Here is a 25107-nt window from a genome sequence, read left to right as displayed (position 1 = left end):
GGGACGTCTAGCCGCGGCCGCCGTAGGGCATGCCGGTCGCGACGATGGTCATCGTCGGGACGGAGACGCCCAGCGGCAGCCGCGCCACCGCGAGCACCGCGTCGGCGACGTGGGCCACGTCGAAGGTGGGCTCGGCGGTGAACCCCGTCGTCATCTCGGTGCGGGCGTTGCCGATGTCGAGCTGGCCGCACGTGATGTCGTGGGCCCGGCCGTCGAGCGCGGTCGCCCGGGTCAGCCCGGTCATCGCGTGCTTGCTGGCGGCGTAGGCCACGCTGCGCGGCCGGGGCACGTGCGCCGAGATCGAGCCGTTGTTGATGATCCGTCCACCCCGGGGGCGCTGCCGCTTCATGACCCGCACCGCGTGGTGGGTGCACAGGAAGGCGCCGGTGAGGTTCACCTCCACCGTCGCCCGGAACTCGGCGGGGTCGATCTCGTCGACCGCGCCGACCGGCCCGAAGGTGCCCGCGTTGTTGACGAGCAGGTCCAGCCGGCCCCAGGTGCGCTCCACCGTGGCGACGAGCGCGGCGACCTCGGCGTCGACGGTCACGTCCGCGGGCAGCACGAGGGCGGTGCCCCCGGGTGCGGTGACCGCCGGCGCCGCGGTGGCCTCCAGCGCGCTGCGGGTGCGTCCGACCAGCGCGACCCGGAACCCGGCCGTCAGCAGCCTGCGCGTGACCGCCCGGCCGATGCCGGAACCGGCCCCGGTGACGACGGCCACCGGTGCCTCGGTGCGGCCGGGACCCTCGCCGGTCACCGGGAGCTGCGGACGGGTCGGGTCACCAACCGGCCCCGGGGTGGCCCGTCGAGGGACACCCTCGCCCCGGCCAGCCAGGTGCTGCGCACGACGCCGTGCAGCCGCTGACCCGAGTACGGGGTCACCGCGTTGCGGTGCTGCAGGGCGGCGGCGTCGACCACGAAGGTCGCCTCGGGGGCGAGGACGCAGAAGTCGGCCCGCCGGCCCACCGCGATCGCCCCGCGGTCGGTGAGCCCGGTCTGCGCGGCGGGTCCCGCCGACATCCAGCGGACCACGTCGGACAGGGTGAGCCCGCGCTGCCGGGCCTGGGTCCAGACGACGGGCAGGCCAAGCTGCAGCGACGAGATCCCGCCCCAGGCCGCACCGAAGTCACCGGTGTCGAGGCACTTCAGGTCGATCGTGGAGGGGGAGTGGTCGGAGACGATGGTGTCGATGAGCCCCTCGGCCAGGCCCGCCCAGAGCGCCTCGCGGTTGCCGGCCTCCCGGATCGGGGGGCAGCACTTGTACTGGGTGGCGCCGTCGGGGACGTCCTCGGCGGTCAGGCACAGGTAGTGCGGGCAGGTCTCGACGCTCAGGCGCACCCCGTCGGCCCGGGCGGCTGCGATCAGGGGCAGCGCGTCGGCGCTGGAGAGGTGCAGCACGTGGACCCGGCACCCCGTGCGGCGGGCCGCCTCGATGACCTGCCCGATGGCGAGGTCCTCCGCACGCCGCGGCCGCGAGGCCAGGAAGTCGGTGTAGTGGGTACCTGTGGCGTCCGGGGCCGCCCCGATCACGTGGGCGTCCTCGGCGTGCACGATGACCAGCCCGTCGAAGCGGGCCACCTCCGTGAGCGCGAGCTCGAGCTGCGCGGCGTCCAGCGGCGGGAACTCCGGCACCCCGGAGCTGAGCAGGAAGCACTTGAACCCGAACACGCCCGCCTCGTGCAGCGGGGCCAGCGCGTCGACGTTGCCCGGGACGGCCCCGCCCCAGAAGCCCACGTCGACGAACGCGGACGGGGCGGCGCTGGCCCGCTTGACCTCCAGCGCGGCGACGTCGGTCGTCGGGGGGATGCTGTTCAGCGGCATGTCCACGATGGTGGTGACCCCGCCGGCGGCGGCCGCGCGGGTCGCGCTCGCGAAGCCCTCCCACTCGCTCCGGCCCGGCTCGTTGACGTGGACGTGGGCGTCGACCAGGCCCGGCAGCAGCACCTCGTCCGGGCCCAGCACGACCTCCTCGGCGGCATCGATCTCCGCGTCGACGGCGAGCACCGCGGTGACGACACCGTCGCGGACGACGACCGCCGCGGCACGCTCCCCCTCCGGCAGGACCACCCGGGCCGCTCGGATGACCAGGTCGTCGGCGTGGCTCACGGGGCGTTCTCCTCAGGGTGCGCGGGACGGGGTGTCAGGACGGGAGCTCGTCGGCGGCGATCCGCTCGCCGAGCACCTCCAGCAGCGGACCCGCGCCGGCGATGCAGCGGTCGACGTCCGGCTCGAGGTCGGTGAGGCGGTAGGTGCGGGTGATCCCGGCGGCCCGCAGCGCCGCATCGGTGAGCACGGAGCGACCGCAGACCGCGACGACGGGGATCCCGGCGGCGCCCGCGACCCGGGCGACCCCGATGGGAGCCTTGCCGTGCAGCGTCTGCTCGTCGAGCGAGCCCTCGCCGGTGATGACCAGGTCGGTCCCGCGCAGCGCCGCGTCGAACCCGACCAGCTCGAGCACCACCTCGATGCCGGGGCGCATGCTCGCCCCGAGCAGCGCGAGGGCTGCGAACCCCACGCCGCCCGCCGCACCCGCACCGGGTGAGGTGCGCGCGTCGGTTCCCGTCGTGGTGGCCACCACGTCCGCCCAGTGGGCCAGCGCGGAGTCCAGGGTGCGCACCTGCCCCGCGTCCGCACCCTTCTGGGGCCCGTAGGTCGCGGCGGCGCCCGACGGTCCGAGCAGCGGGTTCGTCACGTCGCAGGCGACCGTCACCTCGATCCCGGCCAGGCCCTCCGTCAGCCGGTCCACCTGCAGGGTGTGCAGCCCCGCCAGGGCGGCACCGCCGTCGGCCAGGGCGGTGCCCCGGGCGTCGAGCAGCCGGGCCCCGAGGGCCGCGAGCATCCCCGCGCCGCCGTCGGTGCTCGCACTGCCCCCGATGCCGAGCACCACGCGACGGCAGCCCTGCGCGACCGCCTCGGCGAGCACCTCGCCCACCCCGCGGCTGGTGGCCGTCATCGGGGCGAGCGGGGCGCCCCGGAGCAGGTCCAGGCCGCAGACCTCGGCGAGCTCGACGACCGCGAGCTCGCCCGAGCGGGCGAAGCGGGTGGACCGCGCCCGCCCGGTCGGCCCGGCGGCGGTGACCACGACCTCGTCGTACCCGGCCGCCAGGGCGGCGGCGAGGGTGCCGTCCCCGCCGTCGGCCACGGGGGCGACGGTCACCGTCACGTCCGGACGGACGCGGCGGATCCCGGCGGTGAGGGCCTCGCCGACCTGGGCCGCGGTCAGCGAGCCCTTGAACTTGTCGGAGGCGACGAGGACGTGGACCACGTGCTCAGTCCAACATGGAGATGGCCGTGGGGGCGTCCACCCCGGCCAGGGCGAGCTCCTCGAACTCGACGATGCCGTCGATCTGGGTGCCCATGGACACGTTCGTGATCCGCTCGAGGATGATCTCGACGATCACGGGCACCCGGTGCTCCACCATCAGCTTCTGCGCCTCCTCCAGCGCGGGGACGATCTCCCCGGGGTCGAACACCCGCAGCGCCTTGCAGCCCAGGCCCTCCGCGACCTTGACGTGGTCGACGCCGTAACCCTCCAGCTCGGGGGAGTTGACGTTGTCGAAGGCGAGCTGGACGCAGTAGTCCATGTTGAAGCCGCGCTGGGACTGGCGGATCAGACCCAGGTAGGCGTTGTTCACCACCACGTGGACGTAGGGGATCTTGAACTGGGCACCGACCGCGAGCTCCTCGATCATGAACTGGAAGTCGTAGTCGCCCGAGAGCGCCACCACGGTGGCGTCCGGGTCTGCGGTGGCCACCCCGAGCGTGGCCGGGATGGTCCAGCCCAGCGGCCCGGCCTGACCGGCGTTGATCCAGTGCCGAGGCTTGTAGACGTGCAGCAGCTGGGCGGCCTGGATCTGGGAGAGCCCGATCGTGCTGACGTAGCGGGTGTCGGGGCCGAAGACCTTGTTCATGTCCTGGAAGACCCGTTGGGGCTTGATCGGCACGGTGTTGAAGCTGGTGCGGCGCTGCAGGGTCTGCTTGCGCGTGCGGCAGGACCCCGCCCAGTCCGTCCGGTCGGGCAGCGTCCCCTCCGCGTGCTGCTCCCGGGCGACGGTCAGGAACATCTCCAGCGCCGCGCCGGCGTCGGAGACGATGCCGAGGTCGGGGGCGAAGACCCGACCGATCTGGGTGGGCTCGATGTCGACGTGGACGAAGGTCCTCCCCGCCGTGTAGGTGTCGATCCCCCCGGTGTGGCGGTTGGCCCACCGGTTGCCGATCCCGAGGACGAAGTCGGACTCGAGCATGGTCGCGTTGCCGTAGCGGTGCGAGGTCTGCAGGCCGACCATGCCCGCCATGAGCGGGTGGTCGTCGGGGATGGTGCCCCAGCCCATGAGGGTCGGGATGACGGGGACCCCGGTGAGCTCGGCGAGCTCGACGAGCAGCTCGGCGGCGTCGGCGTTGACGATGCCTCCGCCGGCCACGATGAGCGGGCGCTCCGCGGCGGCCATCATGGCCAGGGCCTTCGTCGCCTGCGCCCGGGTGGCGCGCGGAACGGCGATGGGAAGAGGCTCGTAGGTCTCCGGGTCGAACTCGATCTCGGTCATCTGGACGTCGATCGGCAGGTCGAGCAGCACCGGGCCGGGCCGTCCCGACCGCATGATGGCGAACGCCTTCTGGAACGCGCCGGGGACCTGTCCGGCCTCCATGACGGTGCACGCCCACTTGGTCACGGGGCCGGCGATCGCGGTGATGTCGACCGCCTGGAAGTCCTCCTTGTGCAGCTTGGCCACCGGGGCCTGGCCGGTGATGCACAGGATCGGGATGGAGTCGGCCGAGGCGGAGTACAGCCCGGTGATCATGTCCGTGCCGGCCGGCCCGGAGGTCCCGATGCACACGCCGATGTTGCCGGCGACGGCCCGGGTGTAGCCCTCGGCCATGTGGGAGGCGCCCTCGACGTGACGGGCGAGGACGTGGGTGAGCTCACCGGACTCCCGCATCGCGGCGTAGAACGGGTTGATCGCGGCCCCGGGCAGGCCGAACAGGTGGGTGACGCCCTCCCGCCGGAGGATCTCGACGGCCGCGCGGGCCGCAGTCATGCGGGTCATGGTGGTGTCCTGTCTGGGGTTCGGGAGAGGTGGGGGTGGGGGTTCGCTCAGCGGCCGGAGAGGCGCTCGAGCGTGCGCAGCAGGGCCGAGTGGTCCAGCCCGCCGTCGCCGGCGGCCACGGCGGAGGCCATGAGCTGGGCGACGAGGGCCGCGACGGGCGTGACGACGCCCGCGGCGCGGGCCGCGTCGACGACGATCCCGAGGTCCTTGTGGTGCAGCGCGATGCGGAAGCCGGGGTCGAAGGAGCGGGTGCGCATCTTCTCGCCCTTCTGCACGAGCACGGCCGAGCCGGCGAGGCCGCCGCCGAGGACCTCCAGCGCAGCCGTGGTGTCCACCCCGTGGGCCTCCAGGAACAGCAGCGCCTCTGCGAGCAGGGCGATGTTTCCCGCCACGACGAGCTGGTTCGCGGCCTTCACCGTCTGGCCGGAACCGCTGGGTCCGACGTGCACGACGGTGCGCCCGAGGGTCTCCAGCAGCGGGCGGGCCGACGCCACGTCCGCGCCGTCACCGCCGACCATGATGGACAGCGTCGCCGCCTTCGCCCCGGCCTCCCCGCCGGAGACGGGTGCGTCGAGGTAGCGCAGACCCTGCTCGCGGGCGAGGCCGGCGAGCTCCACGGTGACGTCGGGCCGGATGCTCGAGAAGTCGGTCACCAGTGTCCCCGGGGCGGCGCTGTCGAGCACGCCGCCGGGATCGGTGAGCACGGCCCGCACGTCGGGGGAGTCCGGAACCATGATCGCGACGACGTCGGCACCGTGCACCGCGTCGGCCACCGACGTCGCGGCGCGCCCCCCCGCCGCGACCAGCGGTGCGGTCTTGTCGGGGGTGCGGTTGTACCCGGCCACGGTGTGACCGGCCTCCGCGAGGTGGACGGCCATGGGGCTGCCCATGATGCCGAGCCCGAGGAAGGCGATGGTGGTCATGCTCCGGTGCTCCTGCTCTGCTCGGACGGGGTTCGGGCCTGCGTGGCGTGCGAGGCGCGTCGTTCGTGGTCGAGGAAGGCGAAGCTGTCCTCGGTGGACCCGGTCGGCTTGTACTCGAGCCCGACCCAGCCGGCGTAGCCCGCGGCCTGCAGGTCGCCGAGCTGCCGGTCCAGCTCGAGGTGGCCCGAGCCGGGCTCGCCCCGACCGGGGCTGTCGGCGACCTGCACGTGCGCGATGCGGTCCACGTGCTCCGCGATGACGGCGTCGACGTCGTCGCCGTTGACCGCCAGGTGGTAGAGGTCGGCGAGCAGGGCGAGGTTGTCCGCGCCGACCCGGTCGATCACGCGCAGCGCGTCGGCGGCGGTGAGCAGGGGGTAGCGCGGGGCGCCACTGACCGGCTCGACCAGGACGGTGGACCCGCCGGACGCCGCGGCCGAGCTCGCCGCGAGCGTCAGGTTCGCCGTGGCGAGCTCGTCCTGCTCCTGCGGTGCGACACCCTCGATCCGGTTGCCGTACAGCGCGTTGTAGGTGCGGCAGCCGAGGCGGGCTCCGAGCTCGAGGGTGGCCGCGATGTTCTCGCGGACCTCGAGCTCGCGTCCGGGCCACGACATGAGCCCCCGGTCACCGCCCGGCATGTCGCCGGCGAAGAAGTTCAGCCCGACCAGCGCCACCCCCGCGTCGGTGACCGCCCGGACCAGGGCGTCCGCCTCGGCGTCGGTGGGCACCGCGGTGGCGAAGGGCCACCACAGCTCGATGGCGTCGAACCCCGCGCCACGGGCCGCGGCGGGCCGCTCCAGCAGCGGGAGCTCGGTGAACAGGATCGAGCAGTTGACCTCGTAGCGCAGCGTGTGGCTCATGTCGTGGTCTCCTTCGCCGCAGCCGTCGGCTGGGCTGAGCGCCCCTCGTCCGGCGGGTCGACGGGCAGCGAGCCCCGCTCGTCGGGCACCGCGGCGAAGACGGAGGCGCCCGGCCGGTTGCCCGCCTGGATCTCGTTGAACAGCAGGTTGAGCAGCACCGCGGTGACTGCGGCGGCGCTGATCCCGGAGTCCATGACCACGGCCACGCCCTTGGGGAAGGCGTCCCAGAACTTCGGTGCGGCGATCGGGATGACGCCCAGACCGATCGCGGTCGCCACGATGACCAGGTTGAGGTTGTCGGAGAAGTCCACCTTGGACAGCGTCCTGATGCCGCTCGCCGCGACCGTGCCGAACAGCACGATGCCGGCGCCACCGAGGACGGGGAACGGGATGGCAGCGACGACCCGCCCGACGACGGGCAGCAGGCCGAGCAGGACCAGGATCGCACCGCCCATGGCGACCACGTACCGGCTCTTGATCCTGGTCAGAGCGACCAGTCCGACGTTCTGGGCGAACGCGCTGCAGGGGAAGGAGCCCAGCAGCGGGGAGATCGCCGTCGAGGCCATGTCTGCCCGCAGACCGTCCGCCACCCGCCGGGCGTCGACCTTGGTCTCCACGATCTCACCGATGGCGATGATGTCTGCGGTGGTCTCGGTCATGATCACCAGGATCACGATGGTCATCGACACGATCGCGCCGATCTGGAACGTGGGGGACCCGAAGTGCAGCACCGGGGGCACGGCGACGATGTTGCCGCTGCCGATGTTCGAGAAGTTCGCCTTGCCGAGCAGCGCGGCGACCGCGGTGCCGGCCACGATCCCGATGAGGATCGACAGCCGGGAGATCGCGCCCTGGAAGAGGCGGCTGATCACCAGGATGATCAGCAGCGTCAGGCCGGCGAGGCCGATGTTGGACATGGAGCCGAGGCTCTTGCTTCCCGCGCCACCCATCGCCCAGGTGAAGGCCACCGGCATCAGGGAGAGCCCGATGACGGTGATGATCGTGCCGGTCACGACCGCGGGGAACAGGCGGACCAGCTGCGCGAAGAAGGAGGAGAGCACGAGCCCGATCACCCCGGCCACGATGATCGCGCCGAACACCGGCCGTAGTCCGTCGGTGCTGGCGATGGCGACCATGGTGGAGACGCTGGCGAAGGAGATGCCCTGCACGATCGGCAGCCGCGCGCCGAAGCGCCCGATGCCCAGGGTCTGCAGCAGCGTGGCCAGACCACTGACGAACAGCCCGGCGGTGACGAGCAGGGCGATGTCGGTGGGGGAGAGCTTGGCGGCGGTGCCGACGATCAGCGGTGGTGCGATGACGCCGCCGTACATGGTGAGGATGTGCTGCAGCCCGTACAGCACGAGCTGCAGGAACGGCATCTTCTCGTCCTCGGGACGGCCGGTGCGGACCTCGGCCTCGGCGGCGGTGGACCTGGCGGTGGCGTTGCGTCGGAGCTTCATGGTGGTCGCGTCCTTTCTCAGCAGAAGCCGGGCACGGCGTGCCAGGCCGAGCCGGGGTCGGTGGCGTCGTCCCGGGTGACGGTGGTCTCGATGAGGCCGTAGGGGCGGTCGGCGGCGATGAACACCTCGCCGGGGTTCTCGGTGCCGAACGGTGAGAGGTCGACCAGGAAGTGGTGCTTGTTGGGGGCGGAGAACCGGATCTCCGCCACCTCCGGGTGCTGCTCCAGGACGGTTGCGCCCATGCCGTAGAGCGACTCCTGCAGGGCGTGGCTGTGGATCTCGGCGAACCGCTGCAGCAGGGTGGCCTTGATGTCGTCGAAGCTCTTGTCCCACGCGATGTCGGTGCCGTCGTAGCGCCAGCGGGCGACGAGCGCGGTCGCGAGGATGCGGTCGTCGGTCTCGGGCAGGGTCGTGTACTCGTCGGTGAGGAACCCCTGGAACTCCGAACCGGTGGTCTTGGCGATGGTCAGGTCGGAGATCCCCGACACGACGTGCGCCCGACGGTCCGACCCGCTGCCATCGACGTTGACAACCGTGTTGCGGGTCCCGCTGCCGCCGCGGACGAACGAGTGGTCGTGGCCTGTGCCGTCGACCTGGATGCGGTCCCAGTGGTACTCCTCGACCTCGACCCGGGCCCCCTCGGCGGCCGGGGTCTGGTTGATGAAGTGGTCGGCCAGGGCCAGCGCGAAGTCCTCGATCGCGCCGACCCCGTGCTGCTTGGCGAACGCGAAGATCGTGTTCTTCTGGGTGTCGGTGGGCAGCACGGCGCTCTGGTCGCCGGTCACGTGCGCGTCGTCGAACCTGCCCCGCAGGGCGCTGGAGACGTTCAGGTCGCGGATCTCGTGGCGGGCGGTGTCGCGGTAGACGCGGAACACCCGGTTCTCGGACTTGCCGTACTGGTTGGATCCCAGGACGATGGACATCTCTCAGCTCCCTCGGTAGGTGGAGTAGGCGAACGGGCTCAGCAGGAGCGGCACGTGCAGGTGCTGCTCCGGGTCGGAGATCGTGAAGGTCACGCACACCTCGGGGTAGAAGCTGGGCTGACCGCTGGCCGCGTGGTAGGCCGCCGTGTCGAAGAACAGTCGGTAGGTGCCCGGTGCCAGCACGTCCGGGGCGAGGTCGCGGGCACGGCCGTCGACGTCGGTGGTGCTGGTGCCGACGGTGCCGTCGGTGGACTCGAGCCGGACGGGCACGCCGGCGGCGGGTCGACCCAGGGCCGCGTCGAGGACGTGGGTGGTGACGAGACCGGGGCCGCTCACGAGGGAACCTCTCCGGTGGTGGAGGAGACGGTGGTGGAGGGCACGCTGTTGGCCAGGCTCTGCAGGCGCAGTCGTGAGATCCGCCGCAGCTCGTCGGCGACGACGGCCCGCTCGGTCTCCTCGTCGTTGTCCAGCCGCGACCGGGCGGCGGCGACCACGTCAGCGGCGCTCAACCCGGAGGCGCAGATCAGGAACACCCTCCCGAAGTGCTCCTCGTAGGCACGGTTGGCCTCGTGCAGGGCCGCGTCGCCGGCGTCGTCGGTCGATGCCGCGGCCTGCTCGCGTCGGGAGAAGGTCGCCGAGGCGTCGGATCCGGCGACGCGGTCCCCGATGCGGGGGTGGGCGGCCAGCGCGCGGTCCACCTCCGACGCCGTGAGGGTGCGGGAGGCGCGGTCCCCGGCGTCGAGCAGCTCGGCGACGTCGGCGTACGGGCTGCCGTCGAGCACGGCCGTGGCCCACCGGGGGACGTCGCAGCACGCGAGCAGGGCGGTCTCGGCGCCCTCGCCCGCGGAGTTGAGCCAGGTCAGCCCGGGTGTCGTCATCTCTACCTCCGCCCTGCGGAACTGCGTTCCGCATGTCGGGTCAAGGTAGAACTGTGGCGGGGCTCACGTCAACACTTTGTTGAAAAATGCCCCGCGGACGTTGCGCGCTCAGGCTGTGCGGTCCCGGTTGAGGTAGTTGTAGATCGTGAACCGGGTGACCCCGAGGGCTTCGGCGACTGTCTCCACCGACTTGCGGTACTGGAAGGCGCCGCGCTCGTCGAGCAGCCGGACCGCTCGCTGCCGCCTGGCGCGGTCGAGCGTGTGCAGCGGTGCCCCCATCTCGGCGGTCAGGTTCTCGAGCAGGTCCGCCAGCTCACCGGCGCGCTCCGCCCCGGACAGCCGGACGCCCCCGACGACCTCGCCGTCCCACTGCAGCGCGACGTCGTCGGGACCGAGCGCTCCGGCCGGGACGAGGGTGGCGCCGATGCGCTCGACCAGCGGCGTGATCGCGACGATGACGGGGTGCGGATCGGGGTGGGGCTCAGGCACGCTCGGGCTCCGCCCGCTCGACGACCAGCGTGATCCGCGTCGCACCCTCGGCCAGCGCCACCCGGACCACGTCGGCGAGGGCCGGCACGACCACCTCCGAGTCCCCGGCCACCGCGGTGCCCAGCGGGCCGAAGTCGGTCTCCAGACCGGCGGTCTGGAGCACGGCCAGCGCGCTCGTCGCGTGGCGGGGCGGGTCCGACTCGCCGTGGAAGGGCTCTGTCGTGAACTCAGCCTGGACCCGCATGCGACGAGGCTACGCACCCCACCCGGACTGGGCGGCCCTGCCGGGTCCGGCCGGGTGCTGGTCGACCGCCTGGCGGCGGTGGTCCTCGGTCGTCGGAGGCTGCGACAACCGGGGGGTGACGGGAGTCACCATCACGGGCACAGTGGATCCCGGGTGCACAGGTGCGTGTGCGGGCACCCGTCGGGGCGGGGACACCCGCGCCGAACCACGACCAGGAGGTTTCACATGGCAGGCAACAGAGGCGTCGCCTACATCGAGGCGGGCAAGGTCGAGGTGCAGACCATCGACTACCCGAAGCTGGAGCTGCAGGACGGCCCGGGCGTCAACCCGGCCAACGTCGGCCGCAAGCTCAACCACGGCGTCATCCTCAAGGTCGTCACCACCAACATCTGCGGCAGCGACCAGCACATGGTCCGCGGTCGCACCACCGCGCCGCCGAACCTGGTGCTGGGCCACGAGATCCTCGGCGAGGTCGTCGAGGCCGGCTCCGACGTGGAGTTCATCAAGGTCGGCGACATCTGCTCGGTGCCGTTCAACATCGCCTGCGGGCGCTGTCGCAACTGCAAGGAGGGCAAGACCGGGATCTGCCTCAACGTCAACCCGGCGCGACCCGGCGCGGCCTACGGCTACGTCGACATGGGCGGCTGGGTCGGCGGGCAGGCGGAGTACGTCACCGTGCCCTACGCCGACTGGAACCTGCTGCGGTTCCCGGACAAGGACCAGGCCATGGAGAAGATCCTCGACCTCACCATGCTGTCGGACATCTTCCCGACCGGCTTCCACGGTGCGGTCACCGCGGGGGTCAAGCCCGGTTCCACCGTGTACATCGCCGGCGCCGGGCCGGTGGGGCTCGCCGCCGCGGTGGGCGCCCAGCTGCTCGGCGCGTCCGTCGTGATCGTGGCCGACCTGAACGAGGAGCGTCTCGCCCAGGCCCGCAGCTTCGGGTGCGAGACCGTCGACGTCAGCAAGGGCTCGCCGCAGGACCAGATCGAGCAGCTGCTCGGGATGCCCGAGGTGGACTCGGCGGTGGACGCGGTCGGCTTCGAGGCCCGCGGTCACGGTGACGGTGCGGCCACCGAGGCCCCGGCGACGGTGCTCAACTCGCTCATGGACGTGACGGCGGCCGGCGGCGCGATCGGCATCCCGGGGCTCTACGTCACCGGCGACCCCGGCGGCGTCGACGAGGCGGCCAAGGTCGGGGCGCTCTCGCTCAGCCTGGGCACGGGGTGGGCGAAGTCGCTGTCCTTCACCACGGGCCAGACCCCGGTGATGAAGTACAACCTGGGCCTGATGAAGGCGATCCTGGCCGACAAGGTGCAGATCGCGAAGGCGGTCAACGCCACCGTGATCTCGCTGGACGAGGCGCCGAAGGGCTACGCCGACTTCGACAAGGGTGCGGCGCAGAAGTACGTCATCGACCCGCACGGCATGACCCGCTGATCTCCCCTCCCCAGCATCTCGCCAAGTGCGGGCTCTTGGTCGTCATCCGGGGGTGGATGACCGCCAGAAGCCCGCACTTGGCGCGGGCGGGCGGGGTCAGGGGCCGGGGGGCAGGGCTGCGTCAGCCTTCAGCGCCACGCCGGACAGCCCGCGCCGCCGGGCCTCGGTCATCAGCATCACCAGCGTGGTCGCGGCGGCCTCGTACCCGGTGCCGTGCGGCGGCCGGACGTTGGAGAGGCAGTTGCGCGCCGAGTCCGGGGTGCCGGTCCGCGGGGCGAAGGTCAGGTACAGCCCCAGGCTGTCCGTCGAGCTCATCCCCGGACGCTCACCGACGAGCACCACCACCATGCGCGCCCCCAGGGCCACGGCCACCTCGTCGCCCAGGGCCACCCGCGCCTGCTCCGCGACCACCACGGGCGCCACGTCCCATCCCTCCAGGCGCGCGAGCACCGCTCGGAGCACCGGCACCGCGTGGGTGTGCACGGCCAGCGGCGACAGCCCGTCGGCGACGACGAAGGCGACGTCGTGCTCGCCGCGCGGCAGCTCCGTGCCCGGTGCCAGCACCCGCCCCAGGTCCGGCCGCTGCAGGTACTCGGCCCGGTCGGCGGCCGCGGAGTGCACCCGCAGCGCCTGCGGAAGGTCCAGCAGCGCGGGGTCCAGCGGGTGGTGCACCGCGTCCCGGGCGGCCGCGTGGGCGGCGCGCAGCTCCAGCAGGCGCGCGGTGGGCAGCGAGTCCCCGGCCCGGCCCAGTGCGACCCGCGCCCGGGTGGCGGCGCGCAGGGCGTCCAGCGCGTCGGTCATCGGCGTGGTCCCGTCACGAGCACCACCCACGCGGGTCTCACAGCGAGCCCGCCACCAGCGCGAGGGTCGCCGAGGACCCCAGCTCGCGCACGCGCCCGTCCGGCGTCAGCAGGTCCATCCGCTCGAGCCAGCGGGCGAACTCCGGCGCGGGCCGCAGCCCCAGCACCTCCCGGGCGTAGAGCGCGTCCTGCCAGCTCAGCGACTGGTAGTGCAGCATCACGTCGTCACCGCCGGGCACCGCGATGACGAAGCCGCACCCGGCCACCCCCAGCATCGTGAGCAGCACGTCGGTGTCGTCGGAATCGGCCTCGGCGTGGTTGGTGTAGCAGACGTCGACGCCCATCGGCAGGCCCAGGAGCTTGCCGCAGAAGTGGTCCTCCAGGCCGGCGCGGGTGATCTGCTTGCCGTCGTAGAGGTACTCCGGCCCGATGAACCCGACCACGGTGTTCACCAGCAGCGGGTCGAACGCCCGGCACACCGCGTAGGCCCGCGCCTCCAAGGTCTGCTGGTCGACCGGGGTGCCGTTCGTGCCCCGGTGCGCGTCGGCCGAGAGCGCGCTGCCCTGTCCGGTCTCGAAGTACAGGACGTTGGTGCCCACGGTGCCCCGGCCGAGTGCGAGCGCACCCTCGTGCGCCTGGCGCAGCAGCTCCAGGGTCACCCCGAACCCGTCGTTCGCCGCCTCGGTGCCGGCCACGGACTGGAAGACGAGGTCGACGGGGGCGCCACGCTCGAGCAGCTCGATCGTCGTGGTGACGTGGGCGAGCACGCAGCTCTGGGTGGGGATGTCGTAGCGCTCGCGCACCTCGTCCACGAGCTGCAGCAGCGCGAGCGCCTGGTTCGGGGAGTCGGTCGCCGGGTTGATGCCGATGACCGCGTCGCCGCAGCCGTGCAGCAGCCCGTCGACGATGCTCGCGGTGACCCCCAGCGGGTCGTCGGTGGGGTGGTTGGGTTGCAGCCGGGTTGCCAGGGTGCCGGGCAGCCCGATCGTCGAGCGCAGGGCGGTGACGACGGGCGTGCGCCGCGCCACGGCCACCAGGTCCGAGACGCGCATGAGCTTGCTGACCGCGGCCACCATCTCCGGGGTGAGGCCGGGGGCGAGAGCGGTGGTGTCGGTGGTGGGGTCCAGCAGGTGGTCGCGCAGCGCACCCACGGTCAGGGCGGCGATCGGGGTGAACGCGTCGCGGTCGTGGCCGTCGACGATGAGCCGGGTGACCTCGTCGCTCTCGTACGGGACCAGCAGCTCCTCCAGGAACACCGCCAGCGGCAGGTCGGCCAGGACCTGCTGGGCCGCAACACGTTCGGCGGCTGATCCGGCGGCGATCCCGGCCAGCACGTCGCCGGAGCGCAGCGGCGTGGCGCGGGCCAGGAGCGTGGCGAGGTCGGCGTAGCGGTAGGAGTGCCCGGCGAGCGAGCCGTGCCGGACGGTCATGACGGTGATCGTCCGCCCGGGGCCCCGCGCGGTCAACGACGACATCGCGCCCGCGGGCTGCGCGTCGGGCCGCTCAGGTGGTGGCGGGCTGGGCAGCCGGGTCGGCCAGCGGGCGGTCGACCTCCGGGCGCGCGGCGTTGCGCAGCACCAGCAGGCCGATGGCGGCGGCGACCAGGCAGGCCACCGCGCCCATCCCCAGGCCCACCCGAGCACCGAAGGCCTCGCTCACGGCCCCGGCGATCGGTCCGCCGATGGGGGTGGACCCGAGGAAGGCCACCGCCCACAGCGCCATCACCCGGCCGCGCATGTGCGGGGCCGCGGTGAGCTGCAGGGTGCTGTTGCCGGTGGAGAGGAACCCGACGCTCACGGCGCCGACGAGGGCCAGCGCGACGAGCTCCACCCACAGCACGGGGGCCGCCGCCGCGAGCAGCACGACCAACCCGAACATCGCCGCGGTGACCACGAGCGTGCGGATGCCGGTGCGACCCCGCGCCGCCACGTAGAGCCCGCCCACGACGGCCCCGACCCCCATCGCCCCGGTCATGAAGCCGTAGGTCTGCGAGCCGCCGTGGAAGGTCTGGTCGGCCATGACGGGCAGCACCACCTGGAACTCGTAGGTGAGGCAGCCGACCAGCGCCATCATGAGCAGCGGCACCCCCAGCGCGGGGGTGTGGCGCACGTAGGAGAGGCCTTCACGGAGCTGGCCCCTACCTCGCGGCGCAGGCGTCGACGGGTTCAGCGCGGAGACGTCGAGGCGGGAGAGCGTGAACACCACCGCCGCGAAGCTCACCGCGTTCAGCAGGAAGCACACCCCGGTCCCGCCGGTGGCGATGATGATGCCGGCGATCGCGGGGCCGACGGCGCGGGCGGCGTTGACCAGCACGGAGTTCAGGCTCACCGCGTTGCGCAGGTCGGTCGGGCCGACCATCTCCAGCACGAACGACTGCCGAGCCGGGTTCTCGAAGCAGTTGTTCAGCCCGAGCAGGAACGCGAGCACGTAGACCTGCCAGAGCTGCACGGTCCCGGTGGTGGTGAGCAGCCCCAGCACGAGGGCGAGCACACCCATCATCGACTGCAGGCCGATCATGAGCCTGCGCTTGTCGATCCGGTCCGCGACGACGCCGCCGTAGGGTCCCAGCAGCAGCACGGGCAGGGTCTGCAGCGCCACGACCAGCCCGAGCGCGGTGCCCGAGCCGGTGAGGGTGAGCACGAGCCACGACTGGGCCACGGTCTGCATCCAGGTGCCGACCAGCGAGACGGCCTGACCCGACACGTAGAGCCGGTAGTTGGGGTTGCGCAGCGACGCGAACGTCTCGCTGCGGAGTGCTCTCGCCTGGGTTGCGACGCTCACGTGGGGAAGGTCCCTCCGGCTGGCCCGGCCAGCGCTTCGATCGCGGGCAGGGCGGCCAGGAGGCGGTCACGGTGCTCGGGGCTGAGATCGGCCAGTCGGTCGACCAGCAGGCGGGTGCGCTCGGCGCGCATGCGCAGGTGGAGCTCGAGCCCGGGGTCGGTCACCTCGACGTGCGCGGCCCGGCGGTCGGCGGGGTCGGGCGTGCGGTGCAGCAGGCCGGCGTCGTCGAGCTTGGCGACGATGCGCGACAGCATGGTGGGGTGCACGCCCTCGATCTCGGCGAGGCGACCCAGGCCCAGGGGGCCCAGCCGGACGACGGTGCCCAGGACCGAGAGCTGGGTGCGGCTGAGCTCCCCGGCGGTGGACTGCCGCTCGAGCCAGCGCGCCGTCCGGGCCAGGGCGATGCGGAGACGCGCCACCTCGTCGGTGTCCACGTCACCTCCCACGCCGAAGTAGTTACCTGCCGGCAAGCATACGTCTCGGACCGCAGGTCCGCACCGGGCGAGGGGGATGCCCGTCGTAGGGTCGCCCCCGTGCTGAGCCACGTGCGGGCCACCCGCTACGTCACCCCGCTCCGGGAGGGCGGTTCGCTGCCCGGGCTCGTGGAGGCCGACGACCTGGGCACCTACGTGGTGAAGTTCCACGGCGCCGGTCAGGGGCGCAAGACCCTCGTCGCCGAGGTCGTCACCGGCGAGCTCGCCCGGGCGCTCGGACTGCCCGTGCCGCGCCTGGTCACCGTGGACGTGGATCCGGCCCTCGCCCCGGGCGAGCCCGACGAGGAGGTGCAGGACCTGCTGCGCGCGAGCCCCGGGCTCAACCTCGGCATGGACTTCCTGCCCGGCTCGCTCGACCTCGACGCCGCCTGGGTGGACCCGGGGACCGCGGGGCGGGTGCTGTTCCTCGACGCGCTGGTCGGCAACGTCGACCGCTCGTGGCGCAACCCGAACATGCTGCTGTGGCACCGGGGGCCGTGGCTGATCGACCACGGGGCCACCCTGACCTTCCACCACCACTGGCCCGGGGCGCAGGGGTTCCCGACCCGTCCCTACGACGCCCGCGACCACCTTCTGCTCGGCCGGGACCCCGAGCTCGCCGCCGCCGAGGCCGCCCTCGCTCCCCGGGTGACCCCGGAGCTGCTCACGGAGGTCGTCGCGCAGGTGCCGGAGCGCTGGCTCGCCGACGAGCCCGGGTTCACCGGACCGGCCGAGGTGCGCGCGTCCTACGTCCGGCTGCTCGGCGAGCGGGTGGCGGCCCGCGGCACCTGGCTGCCGGGGGTGGCCGAGGCCGTGGCTGCCGTCCCGGCCGAGCGCACCGCGCCGGTCGTCGGCCGCGCCCGCCCGGGTTGGCTGGGTCCCGCGCAGTGACCGCCCTGCCCGCCCCTGCCGTGCCCGCCCCTGTCGTGCCCGCCCCTGCCCTGCACGCATACGAGTACGCGCTGCTGCGGGTGGTGCCGCGGGTCGAGCGCGGCGAGTGCCTCAACGCCGGAGTGGTGCTGCACTGCCACGCCCTGGAGCACCTCTCGGCCGTGGTGTCCCTCGACCGGGCCCGCCTGCACGCGCTGGACCCCGGTGCGGACGCCGAGGCCGTGGAGCACGCCCTGGCCGCGGTCGTGGCCGTGTGCCTGGGCCACGGCGCCGCGGGCCGGGAGCCGCGCGGCGGCCGGTTCCGCTGGCTCACCGCACCTCGCAGCACCGTGGTGCAGCCCGGGCCGGTGCACACGGGGTTGACGACCGATCCCGCCGGGGACGCCGTCCGGCTGCTCGCCCGCCTGGTGCACCCGCCGGGCTGAGGGGACCCGCACCGGGAACACGTTCGCGGTGCGAACGGTTGGAGCAGGCATGACCTCGGTTCCCAACACGCCCCTGAACGACGGCACCACCATCCCGCAGCTCGGCTACGGGGTCTTCCAGGTGCCGGAGGACGGGACCTACAAGGCTGTCTCCGCCGCTCTTGCGGCCGGCTACCGGCACATCGACACCGCCAAGGCGTACGGCAACGAGGCGGGCGTCGGCAAGGCGATCGCCGACTCCGGCATCGACCGCGGCGAGCTGTACGTGACCACCAAGCTGTGGAACGCCGACCAGGGCTACGACTCGACGCTGACGGCCTTCGACGCCAGCTTGGGCAGGCTGGGGCTGGAGAAGCTCGACCTGTACCTCATCCACTGGCCCGTCCCGGCCAAGGACGAGTGGGTGAACACGTGGAAGGCCTTCGAGAAGCTGCAGGCCGACGGTCGGGTCACCTCGATCGGCGTCTCCAACTTCACGGTCCCGTTCCTCGAGCGCCTGCTCGAGGAGACGACGGTGAAGCCCGTGCTCAACCAGATCGAGCTGCACCCCCGGTTCTCGCAGTCCGAGCTCCGGGCCTTCCACGCCGACCACGACATCCGCACCCAGGCGTGGAGCCCGCTCGGTGGCCAGGGCGGGTCGGTGCTGGACAAGCCCGAGCTGGCGGCGATCGGCGCGGCCCACGGCAAGACCCCGGCCCAGGTGGTCATCCGCTGGCACCTGCAGCTCGGCAACGTCGTCATCCCCAAGTCGGCGACGCCCTCGCGGATCAAGGCCAACATCGACGTGCTCGACTTCGAGCTGACCGGGGACGAGATGGCCTCCATCGCCACGCTCGACGACGGCAGCCGTGTCGGCCCCGACCCGGCCGAGGCGAACTTCGAGTGACCTGAGCACCACCCGCACGGCCCCGGCAGCGCTCGCTGCCGGGGCCGTCGTGGTCAACCCAGCAGCTCGCGCACCTCACGGACGGCCGCCCGTCCGGCCCGGTTCGCCCCGATCGTGCTGGCCGAGGGGCCGTAGCCCAGCAGGTGCAGCCGGGGCTCGGCCGCGACCCGGGTCGCCAGCGCGCCGTCCATCGTGATCCCGCCGCCGGGGGAGCGCAGGTGCAGCGGGGTCAGGTGGTCCAGCGACGAGCGGAAACCGGTGCACCACAGGACCACCTGCGCCCGCTGCACCTCGCCGTCCGCCCACTCCACGCCCTTGGGCACGAGCCGGGTGAACATCTCCCGCCGCACCAGCACCCCCGGCTCCCGTGCGGCGCGCAGCTCCGGGGTGAGCAGCAGCCCCGTCACGCTCACCACGCTCCCCGGGGGCAGACCCGCCCGGACCCGGGCCTCGACCCGGGCGACCGCCGCACGCCCGTCCTCCGGGCGGAACGCACCGTCGGCCCAGACCGGCTCCCGCCGGGTGACCCACGTCGTGGCCGCGACGCGGCTGATCTCGGCGAGCAGCTGCACCGCGGAGATCCCGCCGCCCACCACCACGACGTGGCGGCCGCGGAACGGCACGGCGCTGCGGAAGTCCGCGGCGTGCAGCTGCTCCCCGTCGAAGCGGCCCGGGTAGTGCGGGCGGAACGGTCGCTCCCAGGTGCCGGTGGCGCTGAGCACCGCCCGGGCGTGCCAGGTGCCCTCGCTCGTCTCCACGTCCAGCCGACCACCGCGCCCCTCGCGCACGGCAGAGGTGTGCACCGGCCGCTGGACGTCCAGCCCGAAGTGCTCCTCGTAGCGGCCGAAGTAGCCGGGCACCACCTCCGAGGCGCGGACCTGGGCGGTGGAGGCCTCCAGCGGCATGCCCGGAAGGTCGTGCACGGGGTTGGCGGTGGCGAGGGTGAGGCTCGGCCACCGGTGCTGCCACGCCCCGCCGGGGCCGAGGTCGTGGTCGAGCAGCACCGACCCCAACCCGGCCCGGTGATGACGAACCTGGCCGCGGCGGGTGCGGGCGGGGGATGATGTCCCTCGACCGAGCGGACGAGGTGGTGCACGTGGGCGACGAGGTGGCGGTTCGCCGCGTCAGCACGTCGACGGTGCCGGTCGCCGACCGCTACGCGTACTGGCAGGAGTCCATGAGCTCCTCGCTCTACCCCGTGCGGCTCAGCCCCGCCGGCCCCGTGAACCGGGGCAAGCGGTCGGACTTCCACGCGGACTTCCTGCGCGTGGACGCCGGGCCCGCCAAGATCGCCCGCGGCGTGCTGGACCCGGTCCGGTCGGAGATCACCCCCGCCGCGGCCCGCCAGCGCAGCGGCGACACCGTGCAGATCATGTTGCACGAGGGCGGCAAGATCCTGCTGGAGTCGCGCCAGGGGCGCCAGGTCCTCACCGGGCGCACCCTCACCGTGCAGTCCGACGACGAGCCCGCGGTGCAGACGCACACCGAGCGCGTGCCCATGGTCCTGCTCTCCGTCGAGGCCGCGCGGCTCTCGGTCCCGATGGCCGCGCTGAGGTCGTCGATGTTCGTCCCGCACCCGGTGGACGGGATGCTGCGTGTGCTGGTGCTCGGAGCGGCGGAGACGGCGCGCCACTCGGCGGGCCGGCTCGACCCGGTGGGCATGACGAGCTACCTCTCCGGGGTGGCTGAGCTCGTGCTGCGGACCCTGGTCGGGCACCAGACCGAGCACCTGGGCACGGTCGAGGTCCGGCGCCAGCAGGTGCGCGAGCTGGTCCGGGCCCGCTTCCACGACCCGCACCTCACGACGACCGTGGTGGCCGAGGCGGTGGGGGTGTCGGTGCGACGGTTGCACCAGCTGTTCGCGGGCGGGCCCACCGTGGCCGTCCAGATCCGCACGGCCCGGCTCGAGCGGGCGGTGGAGCTGCTCTCCGACCCGCTGTGGGCGGCGCAGCCGGTGTCCGTCGTCGCGCAGCGCTGCGGGTTCCTCGACCACTCGCAGTTCTCCCGCGCGTTCCGCCAGCACACCGGGACCACGCCGCGGAGCTTCCGCGCCTGATCCTGCGTCCCCGGGGTCCTCGGCTGTGCGCGTGCGGAACTGCGGTGTGCAGGTGCGGCACCTCCTGTCACCCGGCGGGCTCCAGCGGCGAAGAAGAGGTGACCGGTTCCTGTCGGTGCGGGGCGCTGCAGCCTCCGTCCCGACGGGTGCCGCGTCGCGCTGTGCGACCCCACTGCTGAGGGGACAGTGGGGCCGCACGGCACCGTCTGCGGAACACGCTGCCGGGGTCCGGTGGTTGTGCCGGTCATGAAGGCGATCAGCTACACCCGAACCGGGGACCCGTCGGTCCTGCAGCTCGTCGACCGCGAGGCCGGCACCCCCGGGCCCGGTGAGGTGCGCGTGCGGGTGGTGGTCAGCGGGGTCAACCCGACGGACTGGAAGACCCGCTCCGGCAACGGGCAGCCCATGGCCTTCGCCGAGGTGGTGCCCAACCAGGACGGCGCAGGCGTGGTGGACGCGGTCGGTGAGGGCGTGGTCGGGCTCGAGGTGGGGCAGCGGGTGTGGCTGTACCTGGCCCAGCACCAGCGGCCCACCGGCACCGCCCAGGAGCTCACCGTGCTGCCCGCCGAGCGGGTCGTGCCGCTGGCGGACTCCGCGAGCTTCGACGTGGGGGCCTCGCTGGGGGTCCCGGCGATGACCGCGCACCGGGCGCTGACCGTGGCCGAGGACGGACCCACCCGGCTGCGACCCGGCGCGCTGGAGGGCCGGACGGTGCTCGTGGCCGGGGGGGCCGGCGCCGTGGGCCACGCCGCCATCCAGCTCGCGCGGTGGGCCGGCGCGACGGTGGTCACCACCGTGAGCGGTCCCGAGAAGGCGGCGCTGGCCACCGCGGCGGGCGCCCACCACGTGGTCGACTACAAGCACTCCGACGCCGTGGCCGAGATCCGCGCGGTCGTGCCGGACGGGGTGCACCTGGTGGTCGAGGTCGCCCCCGCGCAGAACGCCGCGCTGAACGCCGCCGTGACGGCCAACCGGGCCGTGATCGCGATCTACGCCAACAACGGCGGCGACGAGATGACCTTCGACGTGCGCCCGCACATGGTGCTCAACACCCGCTTCCAGTTCGTGCTGCTCTACACGGTGGGTGGACGGGCGCTGGCCGAGGCGGTCGAGGACGTCCAGGCCGCGGTCGCCGCAGGGGTGCTCGAGGTGGGCGGGGCGACCGGCCTGCCGCTGCACCGCTTCCCGCTCGAGCGCACGGCGGACGCGCACACCGCGGTGCAGGACGGCGTGACGGGGAAGGTGCTGATCGACCTGTGAGCGTGGCCGAGCTCGCCGGGGCCGTGGACTGGTGCGTGCCGGGCTTCGTCGAGTCCGCGCGGGCCCGGAAGCTGCCCGGCGCGTACAAGGGCGAGCGGTTCTGGCACGGTCGGGCCACGGTCGAGCGCCACCGGCACTGGGTGGTGGCGCTGCCGGTGCTGGTGCAGGGCACGGCCGCGGTGACCGTCGGGTTCGACGGGGCGTGGGCGTGGGTGCTGCCACCGTCCGAGGCGGCGCTGTCCCCGGTGTCGCTGGCGGCGGTGCAGGCGGGGTTCGACGCCGCGCTGGACGGCTGAGGCCGCCGGAGCCGGACCGGGCGCACCCTCGGGCGCTTGAGACCCGGCCGGGGTTGCGCCCGGGACGGGCCCTGCCACCATGACCCCATGCTGCTCACCGCGCTGCACGCCGACGCCGACCAGCCCGACGCCGTGCGGGTGGGCCCCCGGTCCATCGCCCGCCACGAGCTCCTGGGCGCGGCGTCGGCGGTCGCCGAGCAGGTGGCGGGTGCGCAGGCGGTGGCCGTGCACGCCGACGCGAGCCTGGAGACCGTGGTGGCCGTGGTCGGCTGCCTGCTCGCCGGGGTCCCCGTGGTGCCGGTGCCCGCCGACTCCGGTCCGGGCGAGCGGGCCCACTGCCTGGCCGACTCCGGCGCGCAGCAGTGGTGGGGCCCGCGGCCGGAGGACGTGACGCTCGACGCCCGCGCCGTGGACCTCGCCGCCCGGGGTGCCACCCCGGACGAGCCGGACCCGGCGGCCACCGCGCTGATCCTCTACACGTCCGGGACCACGGGCCCGCCCAAGGGCGTGCTGCTGTCCCGCTCGGCGGTGGCGCACGGGCTCGACGCGCTGGCCGACGCCTGGGCCTGGACCCCGGAGGACGTCCTCGTGCACGGGTTGCCGCTGTTCCACGTGCACGGGCTGGTCCTCGGGGTGCTGGGGGCGCTGCGCGTCGGCTCACCCCTGGTGCACACCGTCCGGCCCACCCCCCAGGCCTACGCCGCCGCCGGGGGCTCGCTCTACTTCGGGGTGCCGACCGTGTGGAGCCGGGTGGCCCGCGACCCCGCGGCGGCCCGGGCGCTGCACGGTGCGCGGCTGCTCGTCTCCGGCTCCGCCGCGCTGCCCGCGCCCGTGTTCGCCGTGCTCGCGCAGCTCACCGGCCACGCGCCCGTCGAGCGGTACGGCATGAGCGAGACGCTGATCACCGTGAGCACCCGGGCCGACGGCGAGCGCCGCGCGGGGTTGGTCGGCACGCCCGTCGCCGGGGTGCGCACCCGGCTGGTGACCGAGGACGGTGGTCCCGTGGCGCACGACGGGGAGAGCATCGGCGAGCTCCAGGTGGTCGGGCCCACGCTGTTCGACGGCTACCTGCACCGCCCGGAGGCCACCGCCGCCGCCTGGAGCGCCGACGGGTGGTTCCGCACCGGCGACGTCGCGACGATCGACCGGGAGGGCGCGCACCGCATCGTCGGTCGTGCCTCGACCGACCTCATCAAGACCGGCGGGTACCGGGTGGGGGCCGGTGAGGTGGAGGCCGCGCTGCTCACGCACCCCGACGTCACCGAGGCGGCCGTGATCGGGGTGGCCGACGACGACCTCGGCCAGCGCATCGTGGCCTACGTCGTCGGCAACGGTCTGGACCCACAGGCCCTGGCGCAGCTCGTGGCCGGGACGCTCTCGGTGCACAAGCGGCCGAGGGAGGTGCGGGTGGTGGACAGCCTGCCGCGCAACGCCATGGGCAAGGTGCAGAAGGCGCGGCTGGGGTGAGCCCCGGGCTCAGCCCCGGCGGACCGGCGCCGGGCGGATGCCCTGGCGGGACATCGCCAGCGCCACGTCCAGCAGTCGTTGGTCGGCGGCGGAGCGGGTGCGGTGGCCCGGAGTGCGGTGGCTGGGAGTGCGGTGGCCGGGAGTGCGGTGCCGGAGGGCGGCGAGGGTGAGCGAGCGCATGAGGAGCTCCTGGGGACCTGCCCGACGGTGCAGTCGGACACAAGCCGCACACTAGCCCTCGCCGAGCCCCGGTGGAAGGGCTCGATCCGGGCCTGACCAGGGCGGACCTGGTGGTCCCCGGTGACGAGGTGGCCTGAGCGGCCCGACCTCCCGCACGCGCCGCACCGGTGGTCCGGCGCCCCGTCCTACCCTGGGTGCGGTGAAGCCTCTCGCCCGCGCCGCCACCCTGCTGGCCGCCGCAGCACCGCTCGCCTGGATCGTCCGCGCCGCCTGGGGGGTGCCGACGTCGATGGGGGCCTCGCGGCGCACCATCCGCCCCTACGTGGCCGCCTCGCCCCGCTTCCGTGACGGCGACTTCCACAACACCGTGCCGTCGAGCATGGTCACCGCCGGCCAGAGCGGCAGCCTGCTGCGGGAGGCGCTCACCCACCGGAGCCACGGCCGCCCCACCCACCCCGTCCCGCTCACCGCCCCGCAGCCGGCCGGGGCAGCGGCCGAGCTGGCGGTCACCTGGTTCGGCCACGCCAGCGCCCTGCTCGAGGTGGACGGTGCGCGGGTGCTCGTGGACCCGGTGTGGGGCGAGCGGGTCTCGCCCTCCCGCGTGGTCGGCCCCAAGCGGCTGCACCCGGTGCCCGGCCCGCTGGAGGGGCTGCCGCCGGTGGACGCCGTGCTCATCAGCCACGACCACTACGACCACCTCGACCTGCCCACGGTCCGCACGCTGCTGCGCACGCAGACCGCACCGTTCGTGGTGCCGCTGGGCATCGGAGCCCACCTGCGGCGCTGGGGCGTGCCCGAGAGCCGGATCGTCGAGCTGGACTGGGACGGCGTGCACACGGTGGCCGGGCTGACGCTGACGTGCACCGAGGCGCGGCACTTCTCCGGGCGCGGGATCGGCAACAACCCCACCCTGTGGTCGTCCTGGGTGGTCGCCGGTCCGCGGCACCGGGTGTTCTTCGGGGGAGACACCGGGTACACGCCGGCCTTCGAGCGCATCGGGCTCCGGCACGGCCCGTTCGACCTGAGCCTGCTGCCCGTGGGGGCCTACGGCGCGCAGTGGCCCGACGTCCACATGGATCCGGAGGAGGCCGTCCGCGCGCAGCAGGACCTCAACGCGCAGGACCTCGGCGGGGGGCTGCTCCTGCCCATCCACTGGGCGACGTTCAACCTGGCCTTCCACGCGTGGGCCGAGCCCGTGCAGCGACTGCTGGCCGCCGCCGGCACCGCCGGGGTGCGGGTCGTGGTGCCGCAGCCGGGTCAGCGGGTGGACGCGGCGGCGCTGCCCGAGCCCACGGACTGGTGGAGCGCGGCGATCTGAGCGCCGGCCCCCGGTCGA

Annotated in this window: 27 protein-coding genes; 9 read left to right on the top strand and 18 right to left on the bottom strand. The window is 73.7% G+C overall.

Annotation, left to right across the window (positions count from 1 at the left end; genetic code table 11):
* Positions 1–7: 7 nt before the first annotated feature.
* The 12 genes from RHODO2019_RS13795 to RHODO2019_RS13740 form a co-directional block, all read right to left on the bottom strand.
* Positions 8–754 (bottom strand): SDR family oxidoreductase, encoded by a 747-nt coding sequence (locus RHODO2019_RS13795; RefSeq protein ID WP_265382327.1) that lies wholly within the window; start codon positions 752–754, stop codon positions 8–10.
* Positions 751–2103, bottom strand: a complete 1353-nt coding sequence (gene allB / locus RHODO2019_RS13790) for an allantoinase AllB (protein ID WP_265382326.1) — start codon at positions 2101–2103, stop codon at positions 751–753. The genes RHODO2019_RS13795 and allB overlap by 4 nt, the downstream gene beginning before the upstream one ends.
* Before the next feature lie 34 nt (positions 2104–2137).
* Positions 2138–3262, bottom strand: a complete 1125-nt coding sequence (locus RHODO2019_RS13785) for a glycerate kinase (RefSeq protein ID WP_265382325.1) — start codon at positions 3260–3262, stop codon at positions 2138–2140.
* Positions 3263–3266: 4 nt separating this feature from the next.
* On the bottom strand, positions 3267–5042 hold the full coding sequence (gcl, locus tag RHODO2019_RS13780; RefSeq protein WP_265382324.1) for a glyoxylate carboligase: 1776 nt from the start codon (positions 5040–5042) through the stop codon (positions 3267–3269).
* Positions 5043–5089: 47 nt separating this feature from the next.
* The gene (locus RHODO2019_RS13775; protein WP_265382323.1) at positions 5090–5965 is read right to left on the bottom strand and encodes a 2-hydroxy-3-oxopropionate reductase; all 876 of its coding nucleotides are present in this window, start codon (positions 5963–5965) and stop codon (positions 5090–5092) included.
* Positions 5962–6822, bottom strand: coding sequence for a hydroxypyruvate isomerase family protein (locus RHODO2019_RS13770; RefSeq protein ID WP_265382322.1), 861 nt, complete (start codon positions 6820–6822; stop codon positions 5962–5964). The genes RHODO2019_RS13775 and RHODO2019_RS13770 overlap by 4 nt, the downstream gene beginning before the upstream one ends.
* A complete protein-coding gene (locus RHODO2019_RS13765; protein WP_265382321.1) occupies positions 6819–8282 on the bottom strand; it encodes a nucleobase:cation symporter-2 family protein in 1464 nt (487 codons plus the stop codon). Before RHODO2019_RS13765 ends, RHODO2019_RS13770 begins: the two co-directional genes overlap by 4 nt.
* A gap of 17 nt (positions 8283–8299) precedes the next feature.
* Entirely contained in the window at positions 8300–9205 is a 906-nt protein-coding gene (pucL, locus tag RHODO2019_RS13760) for a factor-independent urate hydroxylase (RefSeq protein ID WP_265382320.1), read from the bottom strand.
* A gap of 3 nt (positions 9206–9208) precedes the next feature.
* Positions 9209–9541: a hydroxyisourate hydrolase gene (gene uraH / locus RHODO2019_RS13755; protein ID WP_265382319.1), complete on the bottom strand. Its 333-nt coding sequence runs from the start codon at positions 9539–9541 to the stop codon at positions 9209–9211.
* On the bottom strand, positions 9538–10083 hold the full coding sequence (uraD, locus tag RHODO2019_RS13750) for a 2-oxo-4-hydroxy-4-carboxy-5-ureidoimidazoline decarboxylase (RefSeq protein WP_265382318.1): 546 nt from the start codon (positions 10081–10083) through the stop codon (positions 9538–9540). Before uraD ends, uraH begins: the two co-directional genes overlap by 4 nt.
* A gap of 108 nt (positions 10084–10191) precedes the next feature.
* A complete protein-coding gene (locus RHODO2019_RS13745; RefSeq protein ID WP_265382317.1) occupies positions 10192–10572 on the bottom strand; it encodes a helix-turn-helix domain-containing protein in 381 nt (126 codons plus the stop codon).
* Positions 10565–10816, bottom strand: coding sequence for a thiamine-binding protein (locus RHODO2019_RS13740; RefSeq protein ID WP_265382316.1), 252 nt, complete (start codon positions 10814–10816; stop codon positions 10565–10567). The genes RHODO2019_RS13745 and RHODO2019_RS13740 overlap by 8 nt, the downstream gene beginning before the upstream one ends.
* 225 nt (positions 10817–11041) lie before the next feature.
* Here RHODO2019_RS13740 and fdhA point away from each other — a divergent pair, with 225 nt between their 5' ends.
* Positions 11042–12256: a formaldehyde dehydrogenase, glutathione-independent gene (gene fdhA, locus RHODO2019_RS13735; RefSeq protein WP_265382315.1), complete on the top strand. Its 1215-nt coding sequence runs from the start codon at positions 11042–11044 to the stop codon at positions 12254–12256.
* 96 nt (positions 12257–12352) lie between these two features.
* On the opposite strand, the gene eutC is transcribed toward fdhA, so the two are convergent.
* From eutC to RHODO2019_RS13715, 4 genes are all read right to left on the bottom strand, one after another.
* Complete coding sequence (gene eutC / locus RHODO2019_RS13730; RefSeq protein ID WP_265382314.1) at positions 12353–13057, bottom strand: ethanolamine ammonia-lyase subunit EutC; 705 nt, start codon at positions 13055–13057, stop codon at positions 12353–12355.
* Positions 13058–13094: 37 nt separating this feature from the next.
* A complete protein-coding gene (locus RHODO2019_RS13725; protein WP_265382313.1) occupies positions 13095–14486 on the bottom strand; it encodes an ethanolamine ammonia-lyase subunit EutB in 1392 nt (463 codons plus the stop codon).
* Between the two features lie 73 nt (positions 14487–14559).
* Positions 14560–15837, bottom strand: coding sequence for an MFS transporter (locus tag RHODO2019_RS13720; protein WP_265382312.1), 1278 nt, complete (start codon positions 15835–15837; stop codon positions 14560–14562).
* Complete coding sequence (locus RHODO2019_RS13715; protein ID WP_265382311.1) at positions 15834–16271, bottom strand: MarR family winged helix-turn-helix transcriptional regulator; 438 nt, start codon at positions 16269–16271, stop codon at positions 15834–15836. Before RHODO2019_RS13715 ends, RHODO2019_RS13720 begins: the two co-directional genes overlap by 4 nt.
* Before the next feature lie 99 nt (positions 16272–16370).
* Here RHODO2019_RS13715 and RHODO2019_RS13710 point away from each other — a divergent pair, with 99 nt between their 5' ends.
* The 3 genes from RHODO2019_RS13710 to RHODO2019_RS13700 are packed head-to-tail and all read left to right on the top strand — an operon-like array spanning position 16371 to position 18512.
* Complete coding sequence (locus RHODO2019_RS13710; protein ID WP_265382310.1) at positions 16371–17201, top strand: HipA family kinase; 831 nt, start codon at positions 16371–16373, stop codon at positions 17199–17201.
* Positions 17198–17626 (top strand): DUF3037 domain-containing protein, encoded by a 429-nt coding sequence (locus RHODO2019_RS13705; RefSeq protein ID WP_265382309.1) that lies wholly within the window; start codon positions 17198–17200, stop codon positions 17624–17626. Before RHODO2019_RS13710 ends, RHODO2019_RS13705 begins: the two co-directional genes overlap by 4 nt.
* 49 nt (positions 17627–17675) lie before the next feature.
* Complete coding sequence (locus RHODO2019_RS13700; RefSeq protein ID WP_265382308.1) at positions 17676–18512, top strand: aldo/keto reductase; 837 nt, start codon at positions 17676–17678, stop codon at positions 18510–18512.
* A gap of 53 nt (positions 18513–18565) precedes the next feature.
* Here the strand turns inward: RHODO2019_RS13700 and RHODO2019_RS13695 are convergent, their stop codons facing one another.
* Complete coding sequence (locus tag RHODO2019_RS13695) at positions 18566–19525, bottom strand: NAD(P)-binding domain-containing protein (protein WP_265382307.1); 960 nt, start codon at positions 19523–19525, stop codon at positions 18566–18568.
* Positions 19526–19572: 47 nt separating this feature from the next.
* Between RHODO2019_RS13695 and RHODO2019_RS13690 the strand changes: the two genes are divergently transcribed.
* From RHODO2019_RS13690 to RHODO2019_RS13675, 4 genes are all read left to right on the top strand, one after another.
* Entirely contained in the window at positions 19573–20568 is a 996-nt protein-coding gene (locus RHODO2019_RS13690; RefSeq protein WP_265382306.1) for a helix-turn-helix transcriptional regulator, read from the top strand.
* A gap of 246 nt (positions 20569–20814) precedes the next feature.
* The gene (locus RHODO2019_RS13685) at positions 20815–21828 is read left to right on the top strand and encodes an NADPH:quinone reductase (RefSeq protein WP_265382305.1); all 1014 of its coding nucleotides are present in this window, start codon (positions 20815–20817) and stop codon (positions 21826–21828) included.
* Positions 21825–22124 (top strand): hypothetical protein, encoded by a 300-nt coding sequence (locus RHODO2019_RS13680; RefSeq protein WP_265382304.1) that lies wholly within the window; start codon positions 21825–21827, stop codon positions 22122–22124. Before RHODO2019_RS13685 ends, RHODO2019_RS13680 begins: the two co-directional genes overlap by 4 nt.
* 87 nt (positions 22125–22211) lie before the next feature.
* Positions 22212–23591: an acyl-CoA synthetase gene (locus RHODO2019_RS13675; RefSeq protein WP_265382303.1), complete on the top strand. Its 1380-nt coding sequence runs from the start codon at positions 22212–22214 to the stop codon at positions 23589–23591.
* 9 nt (positions 23592–23600) lie between these two features.
* Here RHODO2019_RS13675 and RHODO2019_RS13670 read toward each other — a convergent pair whose 3' ends face one another.
* The gene (locus RHODO2019_RS13670; protein WP_265382302.1) at positions 23601–23771 is read right to left on the bottom strand and encodes a hypothetical protein; all 171 of its coding nucleotides are present in this window, start codon (positions 23769–23771) and stop codon (positions 23601–23603) included.
* 199 nt (positions 23772–23970) lie between these two features.
* Here RHODO2019_RS13670 and RHODO2019_RS13665 point away from each other — a divergent pair, with 199 nt between their 5' ends.
* A complete protein-coding gene (locus tag RHODO2019_RS13665) occupies positions 23971–25089 on the top strand; it encodes an MBL fold metallo-hydrolase (RefSeq protein ID WP_435532124.1) in 1119 nt (372 codons plus the stop codon).
* Positions 25090–25107 lie beyond the last annotated feature (18 nt).

Origin of the sequence: Rhodococcus antarcticus (genome assembly GCF_026153295.1) — a bacterium.
Classification (GTDB): domain Bacteria; phylum Actinomycetota; class Actinomycetes; order Mycobacteriales; family Mycobacteriaceae; genus Rhodococcus_D; species Rhodococcus_D antarcticus.
The sequence above is the reverse complement of the archived record's forward strand: the minus strand, read 5'-3'. Positions and strand labels throughout refer to the sequence as shown.

Coding starts and splice junctions, on each gene's coding strand:
- RHODO2019_RS13725 (WP_265382313.1), bottom strand. CDS start 14,486: ATGACCGTCCGGCACGGCTCGCTCGCCGGGCACTCCTACCGCTACGCC.
- RHODO2019_RS13775 (WP_265382323.1), bottom strand. CDS start 5,965: ATGACCACCATCGCCTTCCTCGGGCTCGGCATCATGGGCAGCCCCATG.
- RHODO2019_RS13690 (WP_265382306.1), top strand. CDS start 19,573: ATGATGTCCCTCGACCGAGCGGACGAGGTGGTGCACGTGGGCGACGAG.
- pucL (WP_265382320.1), bottom strand. CDS start 9,205: ATGTCCATCGTCCTGGGATCCAACCAGTACGGCAAGTCCGAGAACCGG.
- eutC (WP_265382314.1), bottom strand. CDS start 13,057: ATGACCGACGCGCTGGACGCCCTGCGCGCCGCCACCCGGGCGCGGGTC.
- RHODO2019_RS13740 (WP_265382316.1), bottom strand. CDS start 10,816: ATGCGGGTCCAGGCTGAGTTCACGACAGAGCCCTTCCACGGCGAGTCG.
- gcl (WP_265382324.1), bottom strand. CDS start 5,042: ATGACCCGCATGACTGCGGCCCGCGCGGCCGTCGAGATCCTCCGGCGG.
- RHODO2019_RS13675 (WP_265382303.1), top strand. CDS start 22,212: ATGCTGCTCACCGCGCTGCACGCCGACGCCGACCAGCCCGACGCCGTG.
- RHODO2019_RS13765 (WP_265382321.1), bottom strand. CDS start 8,282: ATGAAGCTCCGACGCAACGCCACCGCCAGGTCCACCGCCGCCGAGGCC.
- fdhA (WP_265382315.1), top strand. CDS start 11,042: ATGGCAGGCAACAGAGGCGTCGCCTACATCGAGGCGGGCAAGGTCGAG.
- RHODO2019_RS13700 (WP_265382308.1), top strand. CDS start 17,676: ATGACCTCGGTTCCCAACACGCCCCTGAACGACGGCACCACCATCCCG.
- uraD (WP_265382318.1), bottom strand. CDS start 10,083: ATGACGACACCCGGGCTGACCTGGCTCAACTCCGCGGGCGAGGGCGCC.
- RHODO2019_RS13770 (WP_265382322.1), bottom strand. CDS start 6,822: ATGAGCCACACGCTGCGCTACGAGGTCAACTGCTCGATCCTGTTCACC.
- RHODO2019_RS13685 (WP_265382305.1), top strand. CDS start 20,815: ATGAAGGCGATCAGCTACACCCGAACCGGGGACCCGTCGGTCCTGCAG.
- RHODO2019_RS13670 (WP_265382302.1), bottom strand. CDS start 23,771: ATGCGCTCGCTCACCCTCGCCGCCCTCCGGCACCGCACTCCCGGCCAC.